16 protein-coding genes are annotated in these 19,039 nt (G+C 70.8%); 13 read left to right on the top strand and 3 right to left on the bottom strand.

Annotated features, from left to right (window positions below; genetic code table 11):
* Window positions 1-144: 144 nt before the first annotated feature.
* Window positions 145-816, bottom strand: a complete 672-nt coding sequence (locus WBN91_RS34090; protein ID WP_337727818.1) for a DUF305 domain-containing protein — start codon at window positions 814-816, stop codon at window positions 145-147.
* A gap of 2 nt (window positions 817-818) precedes the next feature.
* Window positions 819-1,619, bottom strand: coding sequence for a DUF3105 domain-containing protein (locus tag WBN91_RS34085; RefSeq protein WP_337727829.1), 801 nt, complete (start codon window positions 1,617-1,619; stop codon window positions 819-821).
* A 184-nt stretch (window positions 1,620-1,803) separates the two neighbouring features.
* Here WBN91_RS34085 and argS point away from each other — a divergent pair, with 184 nt between their 5' ends.
* The 6 genes from argS to rho all read left to right on the top strand — a co-directional run bounded on the left by argS (window position 1,804) and on the right by rho (window position 10,602).
* A complete protein-coding gene (gene argS, locus WBN91_RS34080) occupies window positions 1,804-3,447 on the top strand; it encodes an arginine--tRNA ligase (protein ID WP_337727817.1) in 1,644 nt (547 codons plus the stop codon).
* Window positions 3,447-4,871 (top strand): diaminopimelate decarboxylase, encoded by a 1,425-nt coding sequence (lysA, locus tag WBN91_RS34075; RefSeq protein ID WP_337727816.1) that lies wholly within the window; start codon window positions 3,447-3,449, stop codon window positions 4,869-4,871. The genes argS and lysA overlap by 1 nt, the downstream gene beginning before the upstream one ends.
* Window position 4,872: 1 nt before the next feature.
* Window positions 4,873-6,174 (top strand): homoserine dehydrogenase, encoded by a 1,302-nt coding sequence (locus WBN91_RS34070; protein ID WP_337727815.1) that lies wholly within the window; start codon window positions 4,873-4,875, stop codon window positions 6,172-6,174.
* The gene (thrC, locus tag WBN91_RS34065) at window positions 6,171-7,274 is read left to right on the top strand and encodes a threonine synthase (RefSeq protein ID WP_337727814.1); all 1,104 of its coding nucleotides are present in this window, start codon (window positions 6,171-6,173) and stop codon (window positions 7,272-7,274) included. Before WBN91_RS34070 ends, thrC begins: the two co-directional genes overlap by 4 nt.
* Window positions 7,271-8,146: a homoserine kinase gene (thrB, locus tag WBN91_RS34060; RefSeq protein ID WP_337727813.1), complete on the top strand. Its 876-nt coding sequence runs from the start codon at window positions 7,271-7,273 to the stop codon at window positions 8,144-8,146. The genes thrC and thrB overlap by 4 nt, the downstream gene beginning before the upstream one ends.
* A 335-nt stretch (window positions 8,147-8,481) precedes the next feature.
* The gene (gene rho, locus WBN91_RS34055) at window positions 8,482-10,602 is read left to right on the top strand and encodes a transcription termination factor Rho (RefSeq protein ID WP_337727812.1); all 2,121 of its coding nucleotides are present in this window, start codon (window positions 8,482-8,484) and stop codon (window positions 10,600-10,602) included.
* Between the two features lie 789 nt (window positions 10,603-11,391).
* Here the strand turns inward: rho and WBN91_RS34050 are convergent.
* Window positions 11,392-11,781: a hypothetical protein gene (locus WBN91_RS34050; protein ID WP_337729193.1), complete on the bottom strand. Its 390-nt coding sequence runs from the start codon at window positions 11,779-11,781 to the stop codon at window positions 11,392-11,394.
* A gap of 270 nt (window positions 11,782-12,051) precedes the next feature.
* On the opposite strand from WBN91_RS34050, the gene rpmE reads away from it, so the two are divergent.
* From rpmE to WBN91_RS34015, 7 genes are all read left to right on the top strand, one after another.
* Window positions 12,052-12,264 (top strand): 50S ribosomal protein L31, encoded by a 213-nt coding sequence (rpmE, locus tag WBN91_RS34045; protein WP_121225998.1) that lies wholly within the window; start codon window positions 12,052-12,054, stop codon window positions 12,262-12,264.
* Between the two features lie 75 nt (window positions 12,265-12,339).
* Window positions 12,340-13,395 carry a peptide chain release factor 1 gene (gene prfA, locus WBN91_RS34040; protein WP_337729194.1) on the top strand — a complete coding sequence of 352 codons (1,056 nt, stop codon included), beginning with the start codon at window positions 12,340-12,342 and terminating at the stop codon, window positions 13,393-13,395.
* Between the two features lie 18 nt (window positions 13,396-13,413).
* Window positions 13,414-14,613: an acyl-CoA thioesterase/bile acid-CoA:amino acid N-acyltransferase family protein gene (locus tag WBN91_RS34035; RefSeq protein ID WP_337729195.1), complete on the top strand. Its 1,200-nt coding sequence runs from the start codon at window positions 13,414-13,416 to the stop codon at window positions 14,611-14,613.
* Window positions 14,614-14,623: 10 nt separating this feature from the next.
* Window positions 14,624-16,009, top strand: a complete 1,386-nt coding sequence (gene lpdA / locus WBN91_RS34030) for a dihydrolipoyl dehydrogenase (RefSeq protein WP_337729196.1) — start codon at window positions 14,624-14,626, stop codon at window positions 16,007-16,009.
* Window positions 16,010-16,027: 18 nt separating this feature from the next.
* Window positions 16,028-16,885 carry a peptide chain release factor N(5)-glutamine methyltransferase gene (gene prmC / locus WBN91_RS34025; RefSeq protein WP_337729197.1) on the top strand — a complete coding sequence of 286 codons (858 nt, stop codon included), beginning with the start codon at window positions 16,028-16,030 and terminating at the stop codon, window positions 16,883-16,885.
* Window positions 16,886-16,957: 72 nt separating this feature from the next.
* Window positions 16,958-17,608, top strand: coding sequence for an L-threonylcarbamoyladenylate synthase (locus WBN91_RS34020; protein ID WP_337729198.1), 651 nt, complete (start codon window positions 16,958-16,960; stop codon window positions 17,606-17,608).
* A 71-nt stretch (window positions 17,609-17,679) separates the two neighbouring features.
* On the top strand, window positions 17,680-18,834 hold the full coding sequence (locus WBN91_RS34015; protein ID WP_337729199.1) for a glycosyltransferase family 4 protein: 1,155 nt from the start codon (window positions 17,680-17,682) through the stop codon (window positions 18,832-18,834).
* Window positions 18,835-19,039 lie beyond the last annotated feature (205 nt).

Here is a 19,039-nt window from a genome sequence, read left to right as displayed (position 1 = left end):
GTAGCCCTTCGGGCAGGCCATACGGGGATGACACAAGCAAGAAGCCCAGGTAGAGGTGTGCCGTGCGGCAGCTTCGTCAAAAGCCTTCGCGTGCGGGATGTGCCGTGCGGCAGGTTCGTGAAAAGACTCGCGTGCGGCTTAGGGCTACTGGAGGGGGCTGGCGCCGCGTTCGGTCAGTAGTTGCTTCATGTATTCGCTCTCGCTGGACTGGGACTTCAGCATGTTGTCCGCGAGGGTTCGTACCGCGTCCTGGCCTGCGTGAGTGGCCGCGTACTGCGCCATAGGGGCGCCGCCCTGGTGGTGGCGGAGCATGAGTTGGAGGAAGTACACGTCGAACTCGGTGCCCGATAGGGACCTGAGTTTCGCCAGTTCCTCCGAGCTTGCCATGCCGGGCATCAGGGCCGTGCCGCCGGTTGTGGAGGTGCCTGCCGTGTGGTGGGTGGCGGTGGTCATCCACTTCATGTGGGTGCCGTCTGGGGACTGTTCTGGCGCGCCCCACAGGGTGAGCCAGCCCTTCATGCGGCCGACCTGTTCCAGCTGGGTCGACTCGATGTCGAAGGCCAGTTGGCGGATGGCCGGCGTTGTCGTCTTGTCCCTTGCCGTGTTGGCCATGCTGATGCCCTGGATGTGGTGCACGGCCATGTCCTGGGAGAAGCCGACGTCCACCGAGTCCTTTGCCGGGACCGACGTGTTGTCCTTGCCCGGGAGTTGGATGAGCAATCCCACCGCCGCGCCCAGGAGCAGCACCGCCAGCACCGCCACCGTGGCTACGAGAGTCCTGGTGGCGGTGCTGGGGCGCTGGTCCGGAGTGGTCAACGTCAGCTGCTCGGCTGGGTGGTGGGAGCGGCCGTCGGGTTTTCGGTCGGGTCGGCCGTGCCGCCCTCCATCGGGACCGCGTCGGGGCCCGGCTTCTCGCCCACGAAGGGCGGCGGGTTGTCGATGTCGAAGGTCGGCGAGTCGCAGGCCGCGCCGATCTCCGGGTACGTGTACTGGTTGCGGCGCAGCGACTTGATGAACTGGTCGATGCGCTCGTCGTCCGCGCTCTCGACCTTCAGCTGGTGGCCCCACGACTGGAGGGACACCGGCTTGTCCAGGCCCGGGTACGGGGACAGCATCGTGTACTGCTGGCCGTCGGCCTTGGCCTTCAGCTTGTCCAGCGCCTCACCGGTGATCTGGTCCGGGTTGTAGGCGATCCAGACCGCACCGTGCTCCAGCGCGTGGACCATGTTCTCCGTGCGCACGGGCTTCGCGTAGACGACGCCGGTGCAGTTCGCCCAGGCGCCGTCGTGCGGACCACCGAAGGGCGGGGACTGGTCGTAGGCCACCCGCTGCATCGGCTGCACGTGCTTGCCGGCCGGGTACTCCTTCTTCACCACGCCCTGGATCTGGTCGGACGGGTCCTTGTTCTCCTCCGACGGCTGCCACTTGGCCAGTGCGGCTTCCTGCCGGTTCTTCTCGGAGATCTGCGAGTAGGCATACCCGAACACGGTGCCCGCCAGCGCCAACACGGCGATCACCGCGATGATGGTGCCCCACGGCTTTGGCTTCTTCGCCACCACCGAGGACCGCGCCGCCGCCACGCTGGAGCGCGCGGCCTTAGTCTTCTTGCCGCTGGTCATGTCCGCCTCAGGTCCGTCGTCATACGCCCATGCCGCGGGCCAGTGTAGGGACACCGTGTCTGATCACCGTCAACTGCCGGTCACCAGGGGTGTTCGTCAACACTTGCGGGACGTGCGTCACTCCCACTCCTCGGGACGCGTATCCCGGTCGAGACCTGCGGCAACACTTCCCTAGACTTGACGGGTGACTCCCGCTGCGCTCGCTGATCTGGTCCGTGCGACGGCCGTGGACGTGCTGTCCACCCGCGGCCTCGACCCCGCCGTCCTCCCCGCCGCGGTGACCATCGAGCGACCGCGCAACCCCGAGCACGGCGACTACGCGACGAACCTGGCCCTGGTGATCGGCAAGAAGGCCGGTGTCGTGCCCCGTGACCTGGCCGGATGGCTGGCGGAGGCGCTTGCGGGGACGGACGCCGTCGCGTCCGCCGAGGTGGCCGGGCCGGGCTTCCTGAACCTGCGGCTCGCCGCCGACGCCCAGGGCGGCATCGTGCGCACCGCGCTGGAGGCGGGCGACGCGTACGGCCGGGGCGACCAGCTGGCCGGGATCAAGATCAACTTGGAGTTCGTGTCCGCGAACCCGACCGGCCCCATCCACCTGGGCGGGACCCGGTGGGCGGCGGTCGGCGACGCGCTGGGGCGCATCCTCGCGGCCAACGGCGGCGACGTGACCCGCGAGTACTACTTCAACGACGCCGGCGCCCAGATCGACCGGTTCGTGCGGTCCCTGATCGCCGCCGCCAAGGGCGAGCCGGCCCCCGAGGACGGCTACGCGGGCGGCTACATCTCCGACATCGCCGCCGAGGTGCTCAAGCAGGAGCCCACCGCCCTGTCCGCCGAGGACTCCCACGAGATCTTCCGGCGCATCGGCGTGAACCTGATGTTCGACGAGATCAAGCGGGACCTGCACGACTTCGGCACCGACTTCGACGTGTACTTCCACGAGAACTCGCTGCACGAGTCGGGCGCGGTCGCGAAGGCCATCGAGCAGCTCAAGACCTCCGGCGGCCTGTACTTCGAGGACGGCGCCTGGTGGCTGCGGACCACCGAATACGGTGACGACAAGGACCGGGTGGTCATCAAGCGCGACGGCGACCCGGCCTACATCGCCGGCGACATCGCGTACTTCCTGGACAAGCGGTCGCGCGGGTTCGACCTGTGCATCTACATGCTCGGCGCGGACCACCACGGCTACATCGGCCGGCTGAAGGCCGCGGCTGCGGCGCTGGGCGACGACCCGAAGGCGGTCGAGGTCCTGATCGGCCAGATGGTGAACTTGGTCAGCGAGGGCAGGCCGGTCCGGATGAGCAAGCGCGCCGGCACGGTCATCACCATGCAGGACCTGGTGGAGGCGGTGGGCGTGGACGCCGCCCGGTACGCCATGTCCCGGTCCTCGGCGGACTCCAGCCTGGACATCGACCTGGACCTGCTGCGCAAGCGGACCAACGAGAACCCGGTCTTCTACGTCCAGTACGCCCACGCGCGGCTGTCCTCGGTCCTGCGCAACGGCGCCGACCTCGGCGTCACGCAGGGTGACCAGTTCGAGCTGCTCCAGCACGACCGCGAGGGCGACCTGATCCGCACGATCGGCGAGTTCCCGCGGGTCGTGGCGACGGCGGGCGAGCTGCGCGAGCCGCACCGGATCGCGCGCTACCTGGAGGAGCTGGCGGGCACCTACCACCGGTTCTACGAGCAGTGCCGGGTGCTGCCGCGGGGCGACGAGGAGACCACCGAGCTGCACCGCGCCCGGCTGGCGCTGTGCGCGGCGACCCGCCAGGTGTTCCGCAACGGTCTGGGCCTGCTGGGCGTCACCGCGCCGGAGCAGATGTGATGAGGGCGCACCCCGCCGGTCCCCGGCACGCGGACGTCCTCGTCCCCTCCAACACCGCCGGCAACCGGCCGTCCACCTCGGACGAGCTCGACCGGCTTCACCCGCACGTGTGGCCGCGCAACGCCCAGCGGGGTGACGACGGCGCGGTCCGCTTCGGCGGTGTCGACGTCCGGCAGCTCGTCGAGGAGCACGGCACCCCGCTGTTCGTGATGGACGAGCAGGACTTCCGGTCCCGCTGCCGCGACCACGCCGAGGCGTTCGGCGACCCGACGCAGGTGCACTACGCGTCGAAGGCGTTCCTGTCCGTCGCGGTGGCCCGGTGGGTCGCCGAGGAGGGGCTGAGCATCGACGTGTGCAGCGGCGGCGAGCTCGCCATCGCGTTGCGCGCCGACTTCCCGGCCGAGCGGATCGCGTTGCACGGCAACAACAAGTCCGTCGCCGAGCTGGAAGCCGCCGTGGAGGCGGGGGTCGGCGCGGTGGTGCTGGACTCGTTCTACGAGATCGCCCGCCTGGACCAGGTGGCCCGCGAGCGCGGGGTGGTGCAGCCGGTGATGATCCGGGTGACCGTCGGCGTCGAGGCGCACACCCACGAGTTCATCGCGACCGCCCACGAGGACCAGAAGTTCGGCTTCTCGCTGTCCTCCGGGGACGCGGCGGAAGCGGCGCGGCGCGTGCTCAAGGCGGAAGGGCTCCGGCTCGTCGGGCTGCACAGCCACATCGGCTCGCAGATCTTCGACGCCAGCGGCTTCGAGGTGGCGGCCCGCCGGGTGATCGGGCTGCTGGCCGACCTGCGCGACGAGCACGGCGACACCGTCCTCGACCAGGTGTCCACTGTGGACCTCGGCGGCGGTCTGGGCATCGCCTACACGCCGGACGACGACCCGCCGCCGCCCGCCGAACTGGCCCGCCAGCTCACCAACATCGTGGCCAAGGAGTGCGAGCACGCGGGCCTGCCCGCGCCCAAGATCGCCGTCGAACCCGGTCGCGCGATCGTCGGCCCCGGCACGGTCACCGTGTACGAGGTCGGCACCATCAAGGACGTCCAGCTCGACGCCGGCGCGATCCGCCGGTACGTCAGCGTCGACGGCGGCATGAGCGACAACATCCGTACCGCGCTCTACGACGCCGTGTACGACTGCAAGGTGGTCTCCCGCAAGGCCGAGCCGGACACCAAGGCGGTGTTGTGCCGCGTCGTCGGCAAGCACTGCGAGTCCGGCGACGTCGTGGTGCGCGACTGCTGGCTGCCCGACGACCTGGCGCCCGGCGACCTCATCGCGGTCGCGGCGACCGGGGCCTACTGCTACTCGATGGCCAGCGGCTACAACCGCCTGCCCCGGCCCGCGCTCGCCGCGGTGTCCGACGGCGCCTCGCGGCTGCTGCTGCGCCGGGAGACCGAGGAAGACCTGTTCCGCCTGGAGGTATGACGTGCCTGGCCAGAAACCGATCAAAGTCGCGCTGCTGGGCTGCGGCACGGTCGGCACCGAGGTGGTCCGGCTCCTGACCGACCACGCGGCGGACCTGACCGCGCGGGTCGGCGCGCCCGTGGAACTCGCGGGCATCGCCGTGCGCCGGCCCAACAAGCACCGCGAGGTGCCCGCCGAGCTGCTGACCACGGACGCGCAGGCCCTGGTCGCCTCCCCCGACGTGGACGTCGTGGTCGAGGTCATCGGCGGTATCGAGCCGACCCGGACCCTGCTGCTCCAGGCGCTGCGGTCGGGCAAGTCGGTCGTCACGGCCAACAAGGCGCTGCTCGCCGAGCACTCGGGCGAGCTGTTCGAGGCCGCCGACTCCTGCGGCGCGGACCTGTACTTCGAGGCGGCCGTGGCGGGCGCGATCCCGCTGATCCGACCGCTGCGCGAGTCGCTGGCAGGCGACCGCATCACGCGCGTGATGGGGATCGTCAACGGCACCACGAACTTCATCCTCTCGGGTATGGACTCCACCGGGGCGAGCTACGGCGAGACGCTGGAGGAGGCCACCCGGCTGGGTTACGCGGAGGCGGACCCGACCGCGGACGTGGACGGCTTCGACGCCGCCTCCAAGGCCGCGATCCTGGCGTCCCTGGCCTTCCACACCCGGGTCACCGCCGCCGACGTGCACCGCGAGGGCATCGCGCAGGTCAGCGCGGCCGACATCGCCGCCGCCAAGGGCCTGGGCCGGACGGTCAAGCTGCTGGCGATCTGCGAGCGCGTGACCGAGAACGGGTCCGAGTCGGTCTCGGTGCGCGTCCACCCCGCGATGATCCCCCGGACCCACCCGCTCGCCGGCGTGAACGGCGCGTTCAACGCGGTCTTCGTGGAGGCCGACGCGGCCGGCGAGATGATGTTCTACGGCAAGGGCGCGGGCGGCGCGCCCACGGCCAGCGCGGTGCTCGGCGACTTGGTCGCGGTGGCCCGCAACCGAGTGGTCAGCGGGCGCGGACCGCGCGAGTCGGCGTACGCGGCGCTGCCCGTGCGGCCGATGGGCCAGACGCCCACCAGGTACCACATCAGCCTCGACGTGGCCGACCGGCCAGGTGTGTTGTCGCAGGTCGCGGCGGTGTTCGCGGAGCACGACGTGAGCATCGCGGCGGTGCGGCAGGAGGGGCGGGTCGACGACGCCAGCCTGGTGATCGTGACCCACGCCGCGACCGACGCGGCACTGCGGTCGACCGTGGACAAAATCGGCGGACTGCCCGTGGTTCGAGAAGTCGTGAGTGTCATGCGGGTGGAAGGCGAAGAATCGTGACAGCCCAGGCGACCGTCGGCGGAGCCGACAATCGGACCTCAGCTCGGCCGGGGTGGCCGGGCATCATCCACGCCTACGCGGACCGGATCGACCTGCCGGAGGGTGCTCGCGTGATCACCCTCCACGAGGGTGGCACCCCACTGGTGCACTCGGAGTACCTCTCCGAGGTGACCGGCTGCGAGGTCCACATCAAGGTCGAGGGCGCGAACCCCACCGGGTCGTTCAAGGACCGCGGCATGACCGTGGCCATGACCTACGCGCTGGCGAGCGGCACCAAGGCCGTGATCTGCGCGTCGACCGGCAACACCTCCGCCAGCGCCGCCGCCTACGCGGCCAAGGCCGGCCTCACCGCCGCCGTCCTGGTGCCGCGCGGCAAGATCGCGCTGGGCAAGCTCGCCCAGGCGGTCGCGCACGGCGCCCGCATCCTCCAGATCGACGGCAACTTCGACGACTGCCTCGAACTGGCCGCCAAGACCTCGGCCGAGTACCCGATCACCCTGGTCAACTCGGTGAACCCGGTCCGGCTCATCGGCCAGAAGACCGCCGCCTGGGAGATCTGCGACGTCCTGGGCCGCGCGCCCGACGTCCACTGCCTCCCGGTCGGCAACGCCGGCAACATCACCGCGTACTGGCGCGGCTACTCCGACTACGCCAAGGACGGCGTGATCGGCGCGACCCCGCGCATGTTCGGCTTCCAGGCCGCCGGCGCGGCGCCGCTGGTGCTGGGCGAGCCGGTCGCGAACCCGGAGACCATCGCCACCGCCATCCGCGTGGGCAGCCCGGCGTCGTGGACCGGCGCGGTGACCGCCAAGGACGAGTCCGGCGGCCTGTTCGAGGCCGTGACGGACGAGAAGATCCTGGAGGCCTACCGGCTGCTGGCCGCCCGCGACGGCATCTTCGTCGAGCCCGCGTCCGCGACCAGCGTGGCGGGCCTGCTGGCCACCGCCGCCGACGGCCGCCTGCCCCGGGGCTCGGTGGTCGTCTGCACGGTCACCGGCCACGGCCTGAAGGACCCGGACACGGCGCTGCTCGGCATGGCCGAGGTGGAGCCCGTCCCGGTCGACCCCGGCGCGGTGGCCACCGCGCTGGAACTGTCGTGACCGGCGTCCGCGTCACCGTCCCCGCGTCCACCGCGAACCTCGGCTCGGGGTTCGACGCGCTCGGCATGGCGCTCGGCCTCCACGACGAGGTGGAGTTCGAGGTCGTGCCGGCCGGCTTGGTGATCGAGGTCACCGGCGAGGGCTCCGCGTCCGTCCCCTCCGACGAGTCGCACCTGGTGGTCCGGGCCTTCCGGGCCGCCTGTTCACTGCTGTCGGTGAACGTTCCGGGCTTGGCGCTGCGCTGCCGGAACGCCATCCCGCACGCCCGCGGCCTGGGCTCGTCCTCGGCGGCCGTCGTCGCGGGCATCGCGGCCGGATACGCGCTGGCCGGGCACGAGTTGGACACAACCGCGTTGCAACTCGCAGCGGAGTTCGAGGGCCACGCGGACAACGCGGCGGCGGCGATGTTCGGCGGCGTCGCCGTGGCGTGGACGCAGGGTGACCGGTTCCGCGCGGTGCGTCTCGAAGCGCACCCCGCGTTGCGGCCCGTGGTGCTGGTGCCCGAGGTCGAGTCGTCCACCAAGACGACCCGCGGCCTGCTGCCCGCTTCGGTGCCGCACGCGGACGCCGCGTTCGCCGCCGGGCGGTCCGCGCTGGCCGTCCACGCCCTCACCGCGGACCCCTCCCTGCTGCTCGCGGCCCTGGACGACCGGCTGCACGAGCCGTACCGCGAACCCGCCTGGCCGGAGACGTTCGCGCTGGTCAAGGCGCTGCGGGCGGCCGGGGTGCCAGCTGCGGTGTCCGGCGCCGGGCCGACCGTGCTGGCGTTGCCGGAGGACGGCAAACTGCCCGACGCGGTGGACGTGTCGGGCTTCACCCCGCACCACGTTCCCGTGGACGGCGGGGGAGTGCGCGTTGCGCCACTCGGTTGAGTGATGCGACGCGCCGCGCCCCGGTTGTTGCACCTGGCCGGAGCGGCGTCTACCCTCGGGGCCATCAGTCACCGCGCGCACGGGCGCCGGTGTGGTGCCCGGACACTCGCTCCGGATCGCATTCCTCCAGTGACTTGGCCCTGTGCCGTACGGGCGGGGTTGGCGCTGGAAGGCACCCGCTCGCCGTGTGACCGAGAACGTTTCGTGCCGGTGGACTCCGCATTCGTGCGCTCCGAGGTCCGCTTGCACGCAGGCGTAACTGTCGATCCGCATTCCGTCGGACGGCAGGTCCGCTGGGCCGCGTAGGAGGCGCGGTCCGGTCAGGAAGGACATGTGTGAGCAACACTGATGTGCTGAGCAGCGAAGCTCCAGCTGCTCCCAACGCCGCTGCCAGTTCCGGAGCCGAGGAGAACGCTCTGACCACCCCTTCGAACGGCAGCGCCCCGCCGCGCAAGCGGGCGGGCCTTTCCGGCATGGTGCTCGCCGAGCTTCGTGAGCTCGCCGGTCAGCTCGGCATCACCGGCACGGCCGGACTCCGCAAGGGCGACCTCATCGCGGCCATCAAGGAGCGTCAGGGCGGCACCTCCGGTCGGGGCAGTGCCGCGACGCCGCCGAAGGCCGAGAAGAAGTCGGCCCCCAAGGCCACCGCCGAGAAGCCCGCGGCAGCCGAGAAGCCCGCCGCCGAGCAGCCGGTGGACCGGCCGACGCAAGCGCAGCTCGACGTCGCCGACCGCCCGGCCGAGGAGGAGAGCAACCGCCGCGGCAACCGCCGCCGCCGCTCCGCGAACCGCCCGGCGGGCAGCCCGGAAGCCCAGGCCACCGCCACCGCCCCCGCGGCGACCGCCACCCCCGCCGCCGAGGCTCCAACGCAACCCCAGGAGCGCCCGCAGCAGGACCAGCGCCCGCAGCAGGACCGCGCCGACCAGCCCCGCGAACAGCGCCAGGACCGCGCCGACCGCGGTGACCGCCAGGACCGGGCTGACCGCGGCGACCGCCAGGACCGCTCCGACCGCGGCGACCGCCAGGACCGCGGCGATCGCGGCGACCGGCAGGACCGCGGCGAGCGGGGCGACCGCGGCAACCGCCGCGACCGTGACCGCGACCGGGGCGACAACCGTGACCGGGACCGGGATCGCGACAGGGACCGCGACCGCGACCGCAACCGGCAGGGCGGCGGCAGCGCCAACAACAACATCATCGAGGACGACGGTGACGAGGAAGGCGGCCGTCGCGGTCGCCGCTTCCGCGACCGCCGTCGTCGTGGCGGCCGTGGCGACAGCGCCGGCGGCAGCACCGACACCGAGGTGCGCGAGGACGACGTCCTGCTGCCCGTCGCGGGCATCCTCGACGTGCTGGAGAACTACGCGTTCGTCCGCACGTCGGGCTACCTGGCCGGGCCGAACGACGTCTACGTGTCGCTGTCGCTGGTGCGCAAGTACGGCCTGCGCCGCGGTGACGCGATCATCGGCGCCGTCCGCCAGCCCCGCGAGGGCGAGCAGCAGCGGCAGAAGTTCAACCCGCTGGTGCGCGTGGACAAGATCAACGGCCTGGACCCGGAGGAGTCGCGCAACCGCCCCGACTTCACCAAGCTCACGCCGCTGTACCCGAACGAGCGCCTGCGGCTGGAGACCGAGCCGCACATCCTGACGACCCGCGTCATCGACCTGGTGATGCCGATCGGCAAGGGCCAGCGCGCGCTCATCGTGTCCCCGCCGAAGGCCGGCAAGACCTCGGTGCTCCAGTCGATCGCCAACGCGATCACGAAGAACAACCCCGAGTGCCACCTGATGGTGGTCCTGGTGGACGAGCGCCCCGAAGAGGTCACGGACATGCAGCGGTCGGTGAAGGGCGAGGTCATCGCCTCCACCTTCGACCGCCCGCCGTCGGACCACACCACGATCTCGGAACTGGCCATCGAGCGGGCGAAGCGCCTGGTCGAGATGGGCCACGACGTGGTCGTGCTGCTGGACTCGATCACCCGTCTAGGCCGCGCCTACAACCTGGCGGCGCCGGCGAGCGGCCGGATCCTGTCCGGTGGTGTCGACTCGACGGCCCTGTACCCGCCGAAGCGCTTCCTCGGCGCGGCCCGCAACATCGAGGGCGGCGGCTCGCTCACGGTGATCGCGACCGCGCTGGTCGAAACCGGTTCGGCCGGCGACAGCGTGATCTTCGAGGAGTTCAAGGGCACCGGCAACGCCGAACTGAAGCTGGACCGGAAGATCGCCGACAAGCGCACCTTCCCGGCCGTGGACGTCGACGCCTCCGGCACCCGAAAGGAGGAGCTGCTGCTGTCGCCGGACGAAATGGCGGTCATGCACAAGCTCCGCCGAGTCCTGCACGCCCTCGACGGCCAACAGGCCATCGACCTCCTGCTCGACCGCCTCCGCAAGAGCCGGACGAACATCGAGTTCCTGATGCAGGTCGCGAAGACCACGCCGGGCGCAGACAACGACTGACGCCCAACCGCAAGACCCGAACGGCCCGTCCATCCCGCAAGGGAAGGACGGGCCGTTCGCTTTCCACCCCAAACGCCTCGGGCTTCTCGGCACGCCCAGCACGACCTCCTGGCGCGCGCAGCGCGCACTTCGCGCGCGGAGCGCGCGGTAGGTGTTACCTACAAGTGGAGGGCCTCGGTTCCCCCACCGTATGGCCTGCCCGAAGGGCAACCACGCTTTGTCGGGGTTGTCCTGAAAAAGTTTTGTGAGGAACGAGCAAAAGTTTTTTGGACAACCCCGGCAAAGTGTGGTTGGCTCCGCCAGGCCATGCGGTGGGGGGACCGACGCCCTTCACCCCCATCGGTGGTCTCCCTGCCCGCTTGAGAGCGCGAAGCGCGTTCGAGCTTGAGAGCGCGGAGCGCGTCCCGTTCGAACCCGCGAAGCGTGGCTTGAGGAAGCGAAGCGCAACTCCAAAGATTAAAAGAGCCTCGCCGGCGGGCAGGCCGCCAAGGATGGACACAAAGCAAAAGAAGAGGCGGGGGCTTCTTGCTTGTGTCATCCCCGTATGGCCTGGCAAAGCCAACCACATTTTCCGGGGGTTGCCGCTAAAACTTTTTGCTCGTTCCTCGCAAAAACTTTCGGCTGCAACCCCCGGAAAATGCGGTAGCCCTTCGGGCAGGCCATACGGGGATGACACAAGCAAGAAGCCCAGGCAGAGGTGTGCCGTGCGGCAGCTTCATGAAAAGCGTGCGCTGCCGGTTTGGCGGGGGCTGGTAGTCAGAGCGGGCGGCCGGTTTCGTGGGGGTTGGGTCAGCAGCCGCCGTAAGGCGTTGTGGCGAGGGGTTCGTCGGACTCGGCGGTGGTTCGGCGGCGTTCCACCACGTACTGCGTGACCAGCAGCAACAGCACCGGCACCCCGATGCTCACGACCGCCACCAGAGGCACCCGCACCCCGTCCACCACCACACCCAGCGCCAGCACCGAGGCCGGATACCCCCACCGCAGCACCACCCGCTGCCAAGCCCTGCGCCAAGCGACCATCCCGCCACCCGCCAAGGTGACCGCCACCGCCGCGCCGAACAGTGCGACCGACAGTGCCATGTCACGTGTCGAGCCCACTGCCAACCCGGCCACGCCTGTCAGGCCCAGAACCGCGCTCACGAACAGGAACGGCATGGCCATCCAAGTGGTCACACGCATGGGGCGTCCGGTTGCGCACAGCACGCGCACAGTGTGAGGGGTACACGACACGGGGCTTGTTCGGGAGTAGTCGAGCGGTTACCCCGTGCGCCGAAAGGTCGGCGGGCGTCGGCGAGCGGTAGTGAGGTGGGACACGGGAACATCGCAGGTCCGGAACGCGTTGCAACGTCCGCAGACGGGATCTGGCAGACTGTCAGGTCGAGTCCGGCTCCGGTTCACCTCATCGCACCAGCGAGGACCCGGCGGCCAACCAGAGAGAGGGACAAGACGTTGAAGACCGGCATCCACCCCGAGTACGTGACGACCGAGGTCACCTGCGGCTGTGGGAACACGTTCACCACGCGCAGCACCAAGACCTCCGGTGCCATCCACGTCGAGGTCTGCTCGAACTGCCACCCGTTCTACACCGGCAAGCAGAAGATCCTCGACACCGGTGGCCGGGTCGCGCGCTTCGAGGCCCGCTACGGCAAGCGCGCCAAGTAGCAACCACAACGGCGTCCACCCGTGCCGCGGGTGGGCGCCGTTGTCGTCTCACCACCCACGAGAAGGACGCGCACCGTGACGCTGGAAGCACTGCTCGCCGAGCACGCCGAGCTGGAGGCGAAGCTCGCCGACCCCTCGGTGCACGCGGACCAGGCGGGTGCGCGCAAGCTCGGCAAGCGCTACGCCGAGTTGACCCCGATCGTGCGCACCGCCCGCGAGCTGGAGCAGGTCAAGTCGGACCTCGAAACCGCGCGGGAGCTCGCCGCCGAGGACCCGGTGTTCGCCGACGAGGTCACCGAGCTGACCTCGCGCGTCCCGCAGCTGGAGGAGCGGCTCACCGAGCTGCTGCTGCCGCGTGACCCGCACGACTCCGCCGACGTGGTCATGGAGATCAAGTCCGGTGAGGGCGGCGAGGAGTCCGCGCTGTTCGCGGGCGACCTGCTGCGCATGTACCTGCGTTACGCCGAGCGCCACGGCTGGAAGGCCGAGGTGCTCGACGGCACCGATTCCGACTTGGGCGGCTTCAAGGACGTCACGGTCGCCATCAAGTCCCGGGGCGACTCGCCCGACGGCGTGTGGTCGCGGCTGAAGTACGAGGGTGGCGTGCACCGCGTGCAGCGGGTGCCGGTCACCGAGAGCCAAGGTCGCATCCACACCAGCGCGGCCGGTGTCCTCGTGTTCCCCGAGACCGAGGACGTCGAGATCGAGATCGACGAGAACGACCTGCGCGTGGACGTGTTCCGCTCGTCCGGCAAGGGCGGGCAGAGCGTCAACACGACCGACTCGGCCGTGCGCATCACGCACCTGCCGACCGGCATCGTCGTCTCCTGCCAGAACGAGCGGAGCCAGCTCCAGAACAAGGCCCGCGCCATGCAGGTCCTCCAGGCGCGCCTCCAGGCGCTGGCCGAGGAGAAGGCCCAGCAGGAGGCCTCGGACTCGCGCCGCGCCCAGATCCGCACGGTGGACCGCTCCGAACGGGTGAGGACCTACAACTTCCCGGAATCGCGCATCTCGGACCACCGCGTTGGGTACAAAGCGCATAACCTGGATCAAGTGCTCGACGGCGACCTGGACGCGGTGCTCGACGCGCTCGCGGCGGCCGATCGGGCGGAACGGCTCGCCGGCGGGTGACGCGACGGGAGGCGCACGATGGCGGAAATCCTGGTGACCCCGCAGAGCGCCCCCCTCGACACCTCCCTCGACATCAAGGTCGTCGGCCTCGAACCCGACGCGGAGACGACCGTGCGCGCCACGACCGGCGACCGGGCCGCCGAGGCGGTGTTCCGCGCGGACGAGCGCGGCGTGGTGGACCTGACCCGGCACGCGCCCGTGGAGGGCTCCTACGACGGTGTCGACCCGATGGGGTTGTTCTGGTCGATGACCCCAACGGGTGACGAGCCCGGTCCGACGCTGGTCGAGGTGGACGGCGTCGGCAAGGTCGAGGTCGAGCGGCTGCGCGTGCCGCACGGGCTGCGGCGCACCGAGGTCACCGAGAACGGCCTGGTCGGCGTGCTCTACGAGCCCGACGACGGCGACGTCCACCCGGGCGTCATCGTCCTCGGCGGCTCCGAGGGCGGGCTGCACGAGGAGGACGCGGCGCTGCTGGCCCGCTACGGCTTCGCCGCCCTCGCGCTGGCGTACTTCGGCGTGGACGGCCTGCCGGACGACCTCGTGGACATCCCGCTCGAGTACGTCGGCACCGCCATCACCTACCTGGGGGACCGCCGGATCGGTCTCGTCGGCGGGTCGCGCGGCGCCGAGCTGGCGTTGCTCGTCGGCGCCACCCACCCGCAGGTCAACGCGGTGGTCAGCGTGGTCGGCAGCGGCGTGGTGACCCAGTGCGTCGGCCCCGGCTCCCGGCTGCTGGAGAAGCTCGACCTGGAGGCCGCGTCGTGGACCCACCAGGGCCGCCCGCTGCCGTACCTGCCCTACACCGTCCCGGACGAGCTCCGCCGCCGGGTCGTGGACGGCGACCCGGTGCCGCTGGGGCTCGCCTACGACCTGTCCGACGGCATCCCCGAGGACACGGAGATCCCCGTCGAGCGCATCAACGGGGGTGTGTTGCTCCTCTCATCCGGACGCGACCACACGTGGCCGTGCGTGGAGCTGAGCGCGGTCGCCGAACGCCGGCTGGCCGAGCACGGGCACCCCTTCCCGTACGAGCACGTGGTGTACCCCGAGGCAGGACACCTGATCGCGGGCCCGCCGCACCGCCCGACCGCCGACCTGCTGGTGCCCGGCCCCTCGGTGCTGTTCGAGACGGGCGGCACGCCGGGCGCCACGGCCGCCGCCCGCGCCGACGCGTGGCATCGCACCATCGAGTTCTTGTCCGACCAACTGGGCACCTAATCTGTCGCCTATGAGCGCACACTTTGACGTCGTGGTCCTCGGTGCTGGGCCAGGCGGGTACGTCGCCGCGATCCGCGCGGCCCAGCTCGGGTTGAAGACCGCGGTCATCGAGGAGCGTTACTGGGGCGGGGTCTGCCTGAACGTGGGCTGCATCCCGTCGAAGGCGCTGCTGCGCAACGCCGAGCTGGCGCACCTGTTCACGCACGAGCAGAAGACCTACGGCATCCAGGTCGACGGCACCGTGAAGTTCGACTACGGCGCCGCGTTCGACCGCAGCCGCAAGGTCGCGGACGGGCGCGTCAAGGGCGTGCACTTCCTGATGAAGAAGAACGGCATCACGGAGTACAACGGCCGTGGCACGTTCGTGGACGCCAACACCATCAAGGTGGGCGACGAGACGGTCACGTTCACCAACGTGATCATCGCCGCCGGCGCGCAGACCCGCCTGCTGCCGGGCACCAAGCTGTCCGAGCGGGTCGTGACCTACGAAGAGCAGATCCTGTCGTCGGACCTGCCGGAGAGCATCATCATCGCGGGCGCCGGCGCCATCGGCGTCGAGTTCGCGTACGTGCTGCACAACTACGGCGTCAAGGTCACGATCGTGGAGTTCCTCGACCGGGTGGTGCCGCTGGAGGACGTGGACGTGTCCACGGAGCTGGCCAAGCGCTACAAGCGGCTGGGCATCGACGTCCGCGTCGGCACCCGCGTGGAGGGCATCGACGACTCCGGCGCGAAGGTCCGCGTGACCGTGTCGAAGGACGGCAAGGAAGAGGTGCTGGAGGCCGACAAGGTGCTCCAGGCCATCGGCTTCCAGCCGCGCACCGAGGGTTACGGCCTGGAGAACACCGGTGTGCAGCTGACCGAGCGCGGCGCGATCGCGGTGGACGGTCGCGGTCGGACGAACGTGCCGAACATCTACGCCATCGGCGACGTCACCGCGAAGCTCATGCTGGCGCACGCGGCCGAGTCGATGGGCATCATCGCGGCGGAGACCATCGCGGGCGCGGAGACCCAGGAGCTGGACTTCGTGATGATCCCGCGCGCCACCTACTGCCAGCCGCAGATCGCGAGCTTCGGCTACACCGAGGCGCAGGCCCGCGAGAAGGGCTTCGACGTGCAGGTGGCGAAGTTCCCCTTCACGGCCAACGGCAAGGCGCACGGCATCGGCGACTCGGCGGGCTTCGTGAAGCTGATCAGCGACGCCAAGTACGGCGAGCTGCTCGGCGGCCACCTGATCGGCCCGGACGTGACGGAACTGCTGCCGGAGCTGACCCTGGCCCAGCAGTGGGACCTGACCGTGCACGAGGTGGCGCGCAACGTCCACGCGCACCCGACGCTGGGCGAAGCGGTCAAGGAAGCGATCCACGGCCTGGCCGGCCACATGATCAACTTCTGACCTCTAGGCTCTGATCCCATGACCCGACACCCGCTGCGGCCGGCCGTGCTGGAAGCAGAACGCATGCTGGCCGCAGCGGGGGTCGACAGCCCCCGCGTCGACGCCGAACTCCTCGCGGCCCACGTCCTCGGCGTGGACCGCTCCCGGCTGCCCCTGATCCCGCTGGTGGACCCGCCGGTGGTGGAGGCGCTGCACCAGTTGGTGCGCAAGCGGGTCAAGCGCATCCCGTTGCAGCACCTGACGGGCTGGGCGCACCTGGGCGGGGTGGACCTGGGCGTCGGTCCGGGCGTGTTCATCCCGCGCCCGGAGACCGAGCTGATGCTCGTGTGGGCGCTGTCCAAAGTAGACAAATCACCACTGGTGGTGGACCTGTGCACCGGCTCGGGCGCGCTGGCCCTGGCCCTGGCCCACCACCTGCCCGGCGCGGTCGTGCACGCCGTCGAACGCGACCCGGCCGCGCTGGCGTGGGCGCGCCGCAACGCCGACGCCCGGTGCGAGGCCGGCGACACCCCGATCGTGCTGCACGCCGGGGACGTCACCGCACCGGACATCCTGTCCGATTTGGACGGCACGGTTGACCTGGTGCTGTGCAACCCGCCCTACGTCCCCGAGGGCACCCCGGTCCAACCGGAGGTCTCCGACCACGACCCGCACGCGGCGGTCTTCGGCGGCGACGACGGCCTCGACGTGATCCGCCCGGTGGTCGCCCTGGCCGCCCGCCTGCTCAAGCCCGGCGGGTACGTGGCCATCGAGCACGACGACACCCACGGCGAGTCCGTCCCGGCCCTCCTGGCGTCCCGGCGCGTGCTCACCGACGTGGAAGACCACAAGGACCTGGCCGGCCGCCCCCGCTTCGCCACCGCCCGCCGCGTCTGAACCGCGCCCCCGTCCGCGTGCGCGAGCGGGGACAGTGCGTGACCCCGGAGCGTGTTGTGCCAGGATCACCACGTGAGCACGCTCTACGACTGCGCCGTCCAGTCCGACCGCTCGGCCGGACTCGCCGCCGCCGCGGGTGCGGTGCGGTCCGGACGGCTGGTGGTGCTGCCGACCGACACCGTCTACGGGATCGGGTGCGACGCCTTCGACGGCAAGGCCGTCCGGCACCTGCTGGAGGCCAAGGGGCGGGGGCCGGACATGCCCGTGCCCGTCCTGGTCGGCTCGTGGACCACCGTCGACGGGCTCGTGCTGTCCGTGCCGCGCCAGGCCCGCGCCCTCATCGAGGCGTTCTGGCCCGGCGGCCTGAGCCTGGTGCTCCAGCACGCGCCCTCGCTGTCCTGGGACCTCGGGCAGACGCGCGGCACCGTCATGCTCCGGATGCCGCTGCACCCGGTCGCCCTCGAACTGCTGCGCGACGTCGGCCCGATGGCCGTGTCCAGCGCGAACAAGTCCGGCTTCCCGCCCGCCGCGACCGCGCAGGAGGCGTGGGACCAGCTCGGCGAGGACGTCGGCGTCTACCTCGACGGCGGGCCGTGCGAGGACAACACCGCCTCCACCATCGTGGACCTCACCGGGCCGGACCCGGTCGTGCTGCGGGAAGGGGCCGTCCCGGTCGCCGACCTGCGCGAGGTGCTCGGTGTCGAAGTCGAGGTCGCCCGCTAGTGGATCTTCCCGATCGGAGTAGCGTGGGCACCCTCCCCACCGTGTCCGCATCCCCGAGGGGCTAGCACCACGTGCCCGACGCCTCGAACGTCCTCCCCGCGCGGGAGTACCTGCTCGTCGCGCTGACCTCCGCAGTCGTGACCTTCCTGCTCGTCGGCCTGGTCCGGAAGCTGGCCTTCCGGATCGGCGCGGTGGCCTACCCGCGGCAGCGCGACGTCCACGTCAAGCCCATGCCCCGGATGGGCGGCCTCGCCATGTACGGCGGCGTCCTCGGCGGCATGCTGCTGGCCCACCAGCTGCCGGTGCTGCGCGCCGCGTTCGACTTCTCCGACGACCCGTGGGCGGTCATCGTCGGCGGCGGCGTGATCGTCCTGGTCGGCGTGCTGGACGACCGCTTCGAACTCGACTCCCTGACGAAACTCGCCGGCCAGGTCACCTCCGCGGGCATCCTCGTGCTGTTCGGGTTGCAGTGGCTGCTGTTCTGGGTGCCGTGGGGCGACGACGGCGCCGGCACCGGCTCGCTGCTCGTGCTCGACCAGAACCAGGGCGCGCTGCTCACGGTGCTGCTGGCGGTCACGATGGTCAACGCGATGAACTTCGTCGACGGCCTGGACGGCCTGGCGGCGGGCATCGGCCTCATCGCCGCCGCCGCGACCTGCACGTTCAGCATCGGCGTCCTGGCCCGCAACGGCGGCGACGTCGGCTCCTACCCACCCGCCCTCATCGCCGCCACCCTGGCCGGCGCCTGCCTGGGCTTCCTGCCGCACAACTTCAACCCGGCCCGCATCTTCATGGGCGACTCGGGCTCGATGCTCATCGGCCTGATGCTCGCCGCCGCCACGACCAGCGCATCGGGCAAGCTGAACTACTCGTCCACGGTCGTCACGAAGGACCTGCTAGGCCTCCTCTCACCACTGGTGGTCGTCGCGGCGGTGCTGTTCGTGCCACTGCTGGACCTGCTGATGGCGGTGGTCCGACGCACACGCCGGGGCGAGAGCCCGTTCTCGGCGGACAAGATGCACCTGCACCACCGCCTGCTGGAAATCGGCCACTCCCAGCGCCGAGCCGTCCTGCTGATCTACCTGTGGGCGGGCGTGCTGGCGTTCGGCGCGGTGGCGCTGACCCTGTTCGACGTGGCCGTGGTGGTGTGGTGCCTGGCCATCGGCCTGCTGGTAGCGCTCCTGATCTCGGCAATCCCACGCCTGCGCGAAGTCAAACGCTCCTGACCCGCGACGCCCAAAACTGTCGTACCCCGCTGGGACAATGGTGACCGGGGGCCGGAGGCCGACCCCACCCTCCCGCTCGCAGCGCGTCTTTCCGGCGCGCGCAGCGCGGTCTTCGCGCGTGGAGCGCGTCTTTCGCGCGCGGAGCGCGCGGTAGGTGTTACCTACAAGTGGAGGGCCTCGGTTCCCCCACCGTATGGCCTGCCCG

The sequence above is a fragment of the Saccharothrix sp. CCNWYY140 genome (assembly GCF_037401995.1).
Classification (GTDB): Bacteria; Actinomycetota; Actinomycetes; order Mycobacteriales; family Pseudonocardiaceae; genus Actinosynnema.
Note: the sequence above shows the minus strand (reverse complement) of the source record. Positions and strands in the feature narration are given on the sequence as shown.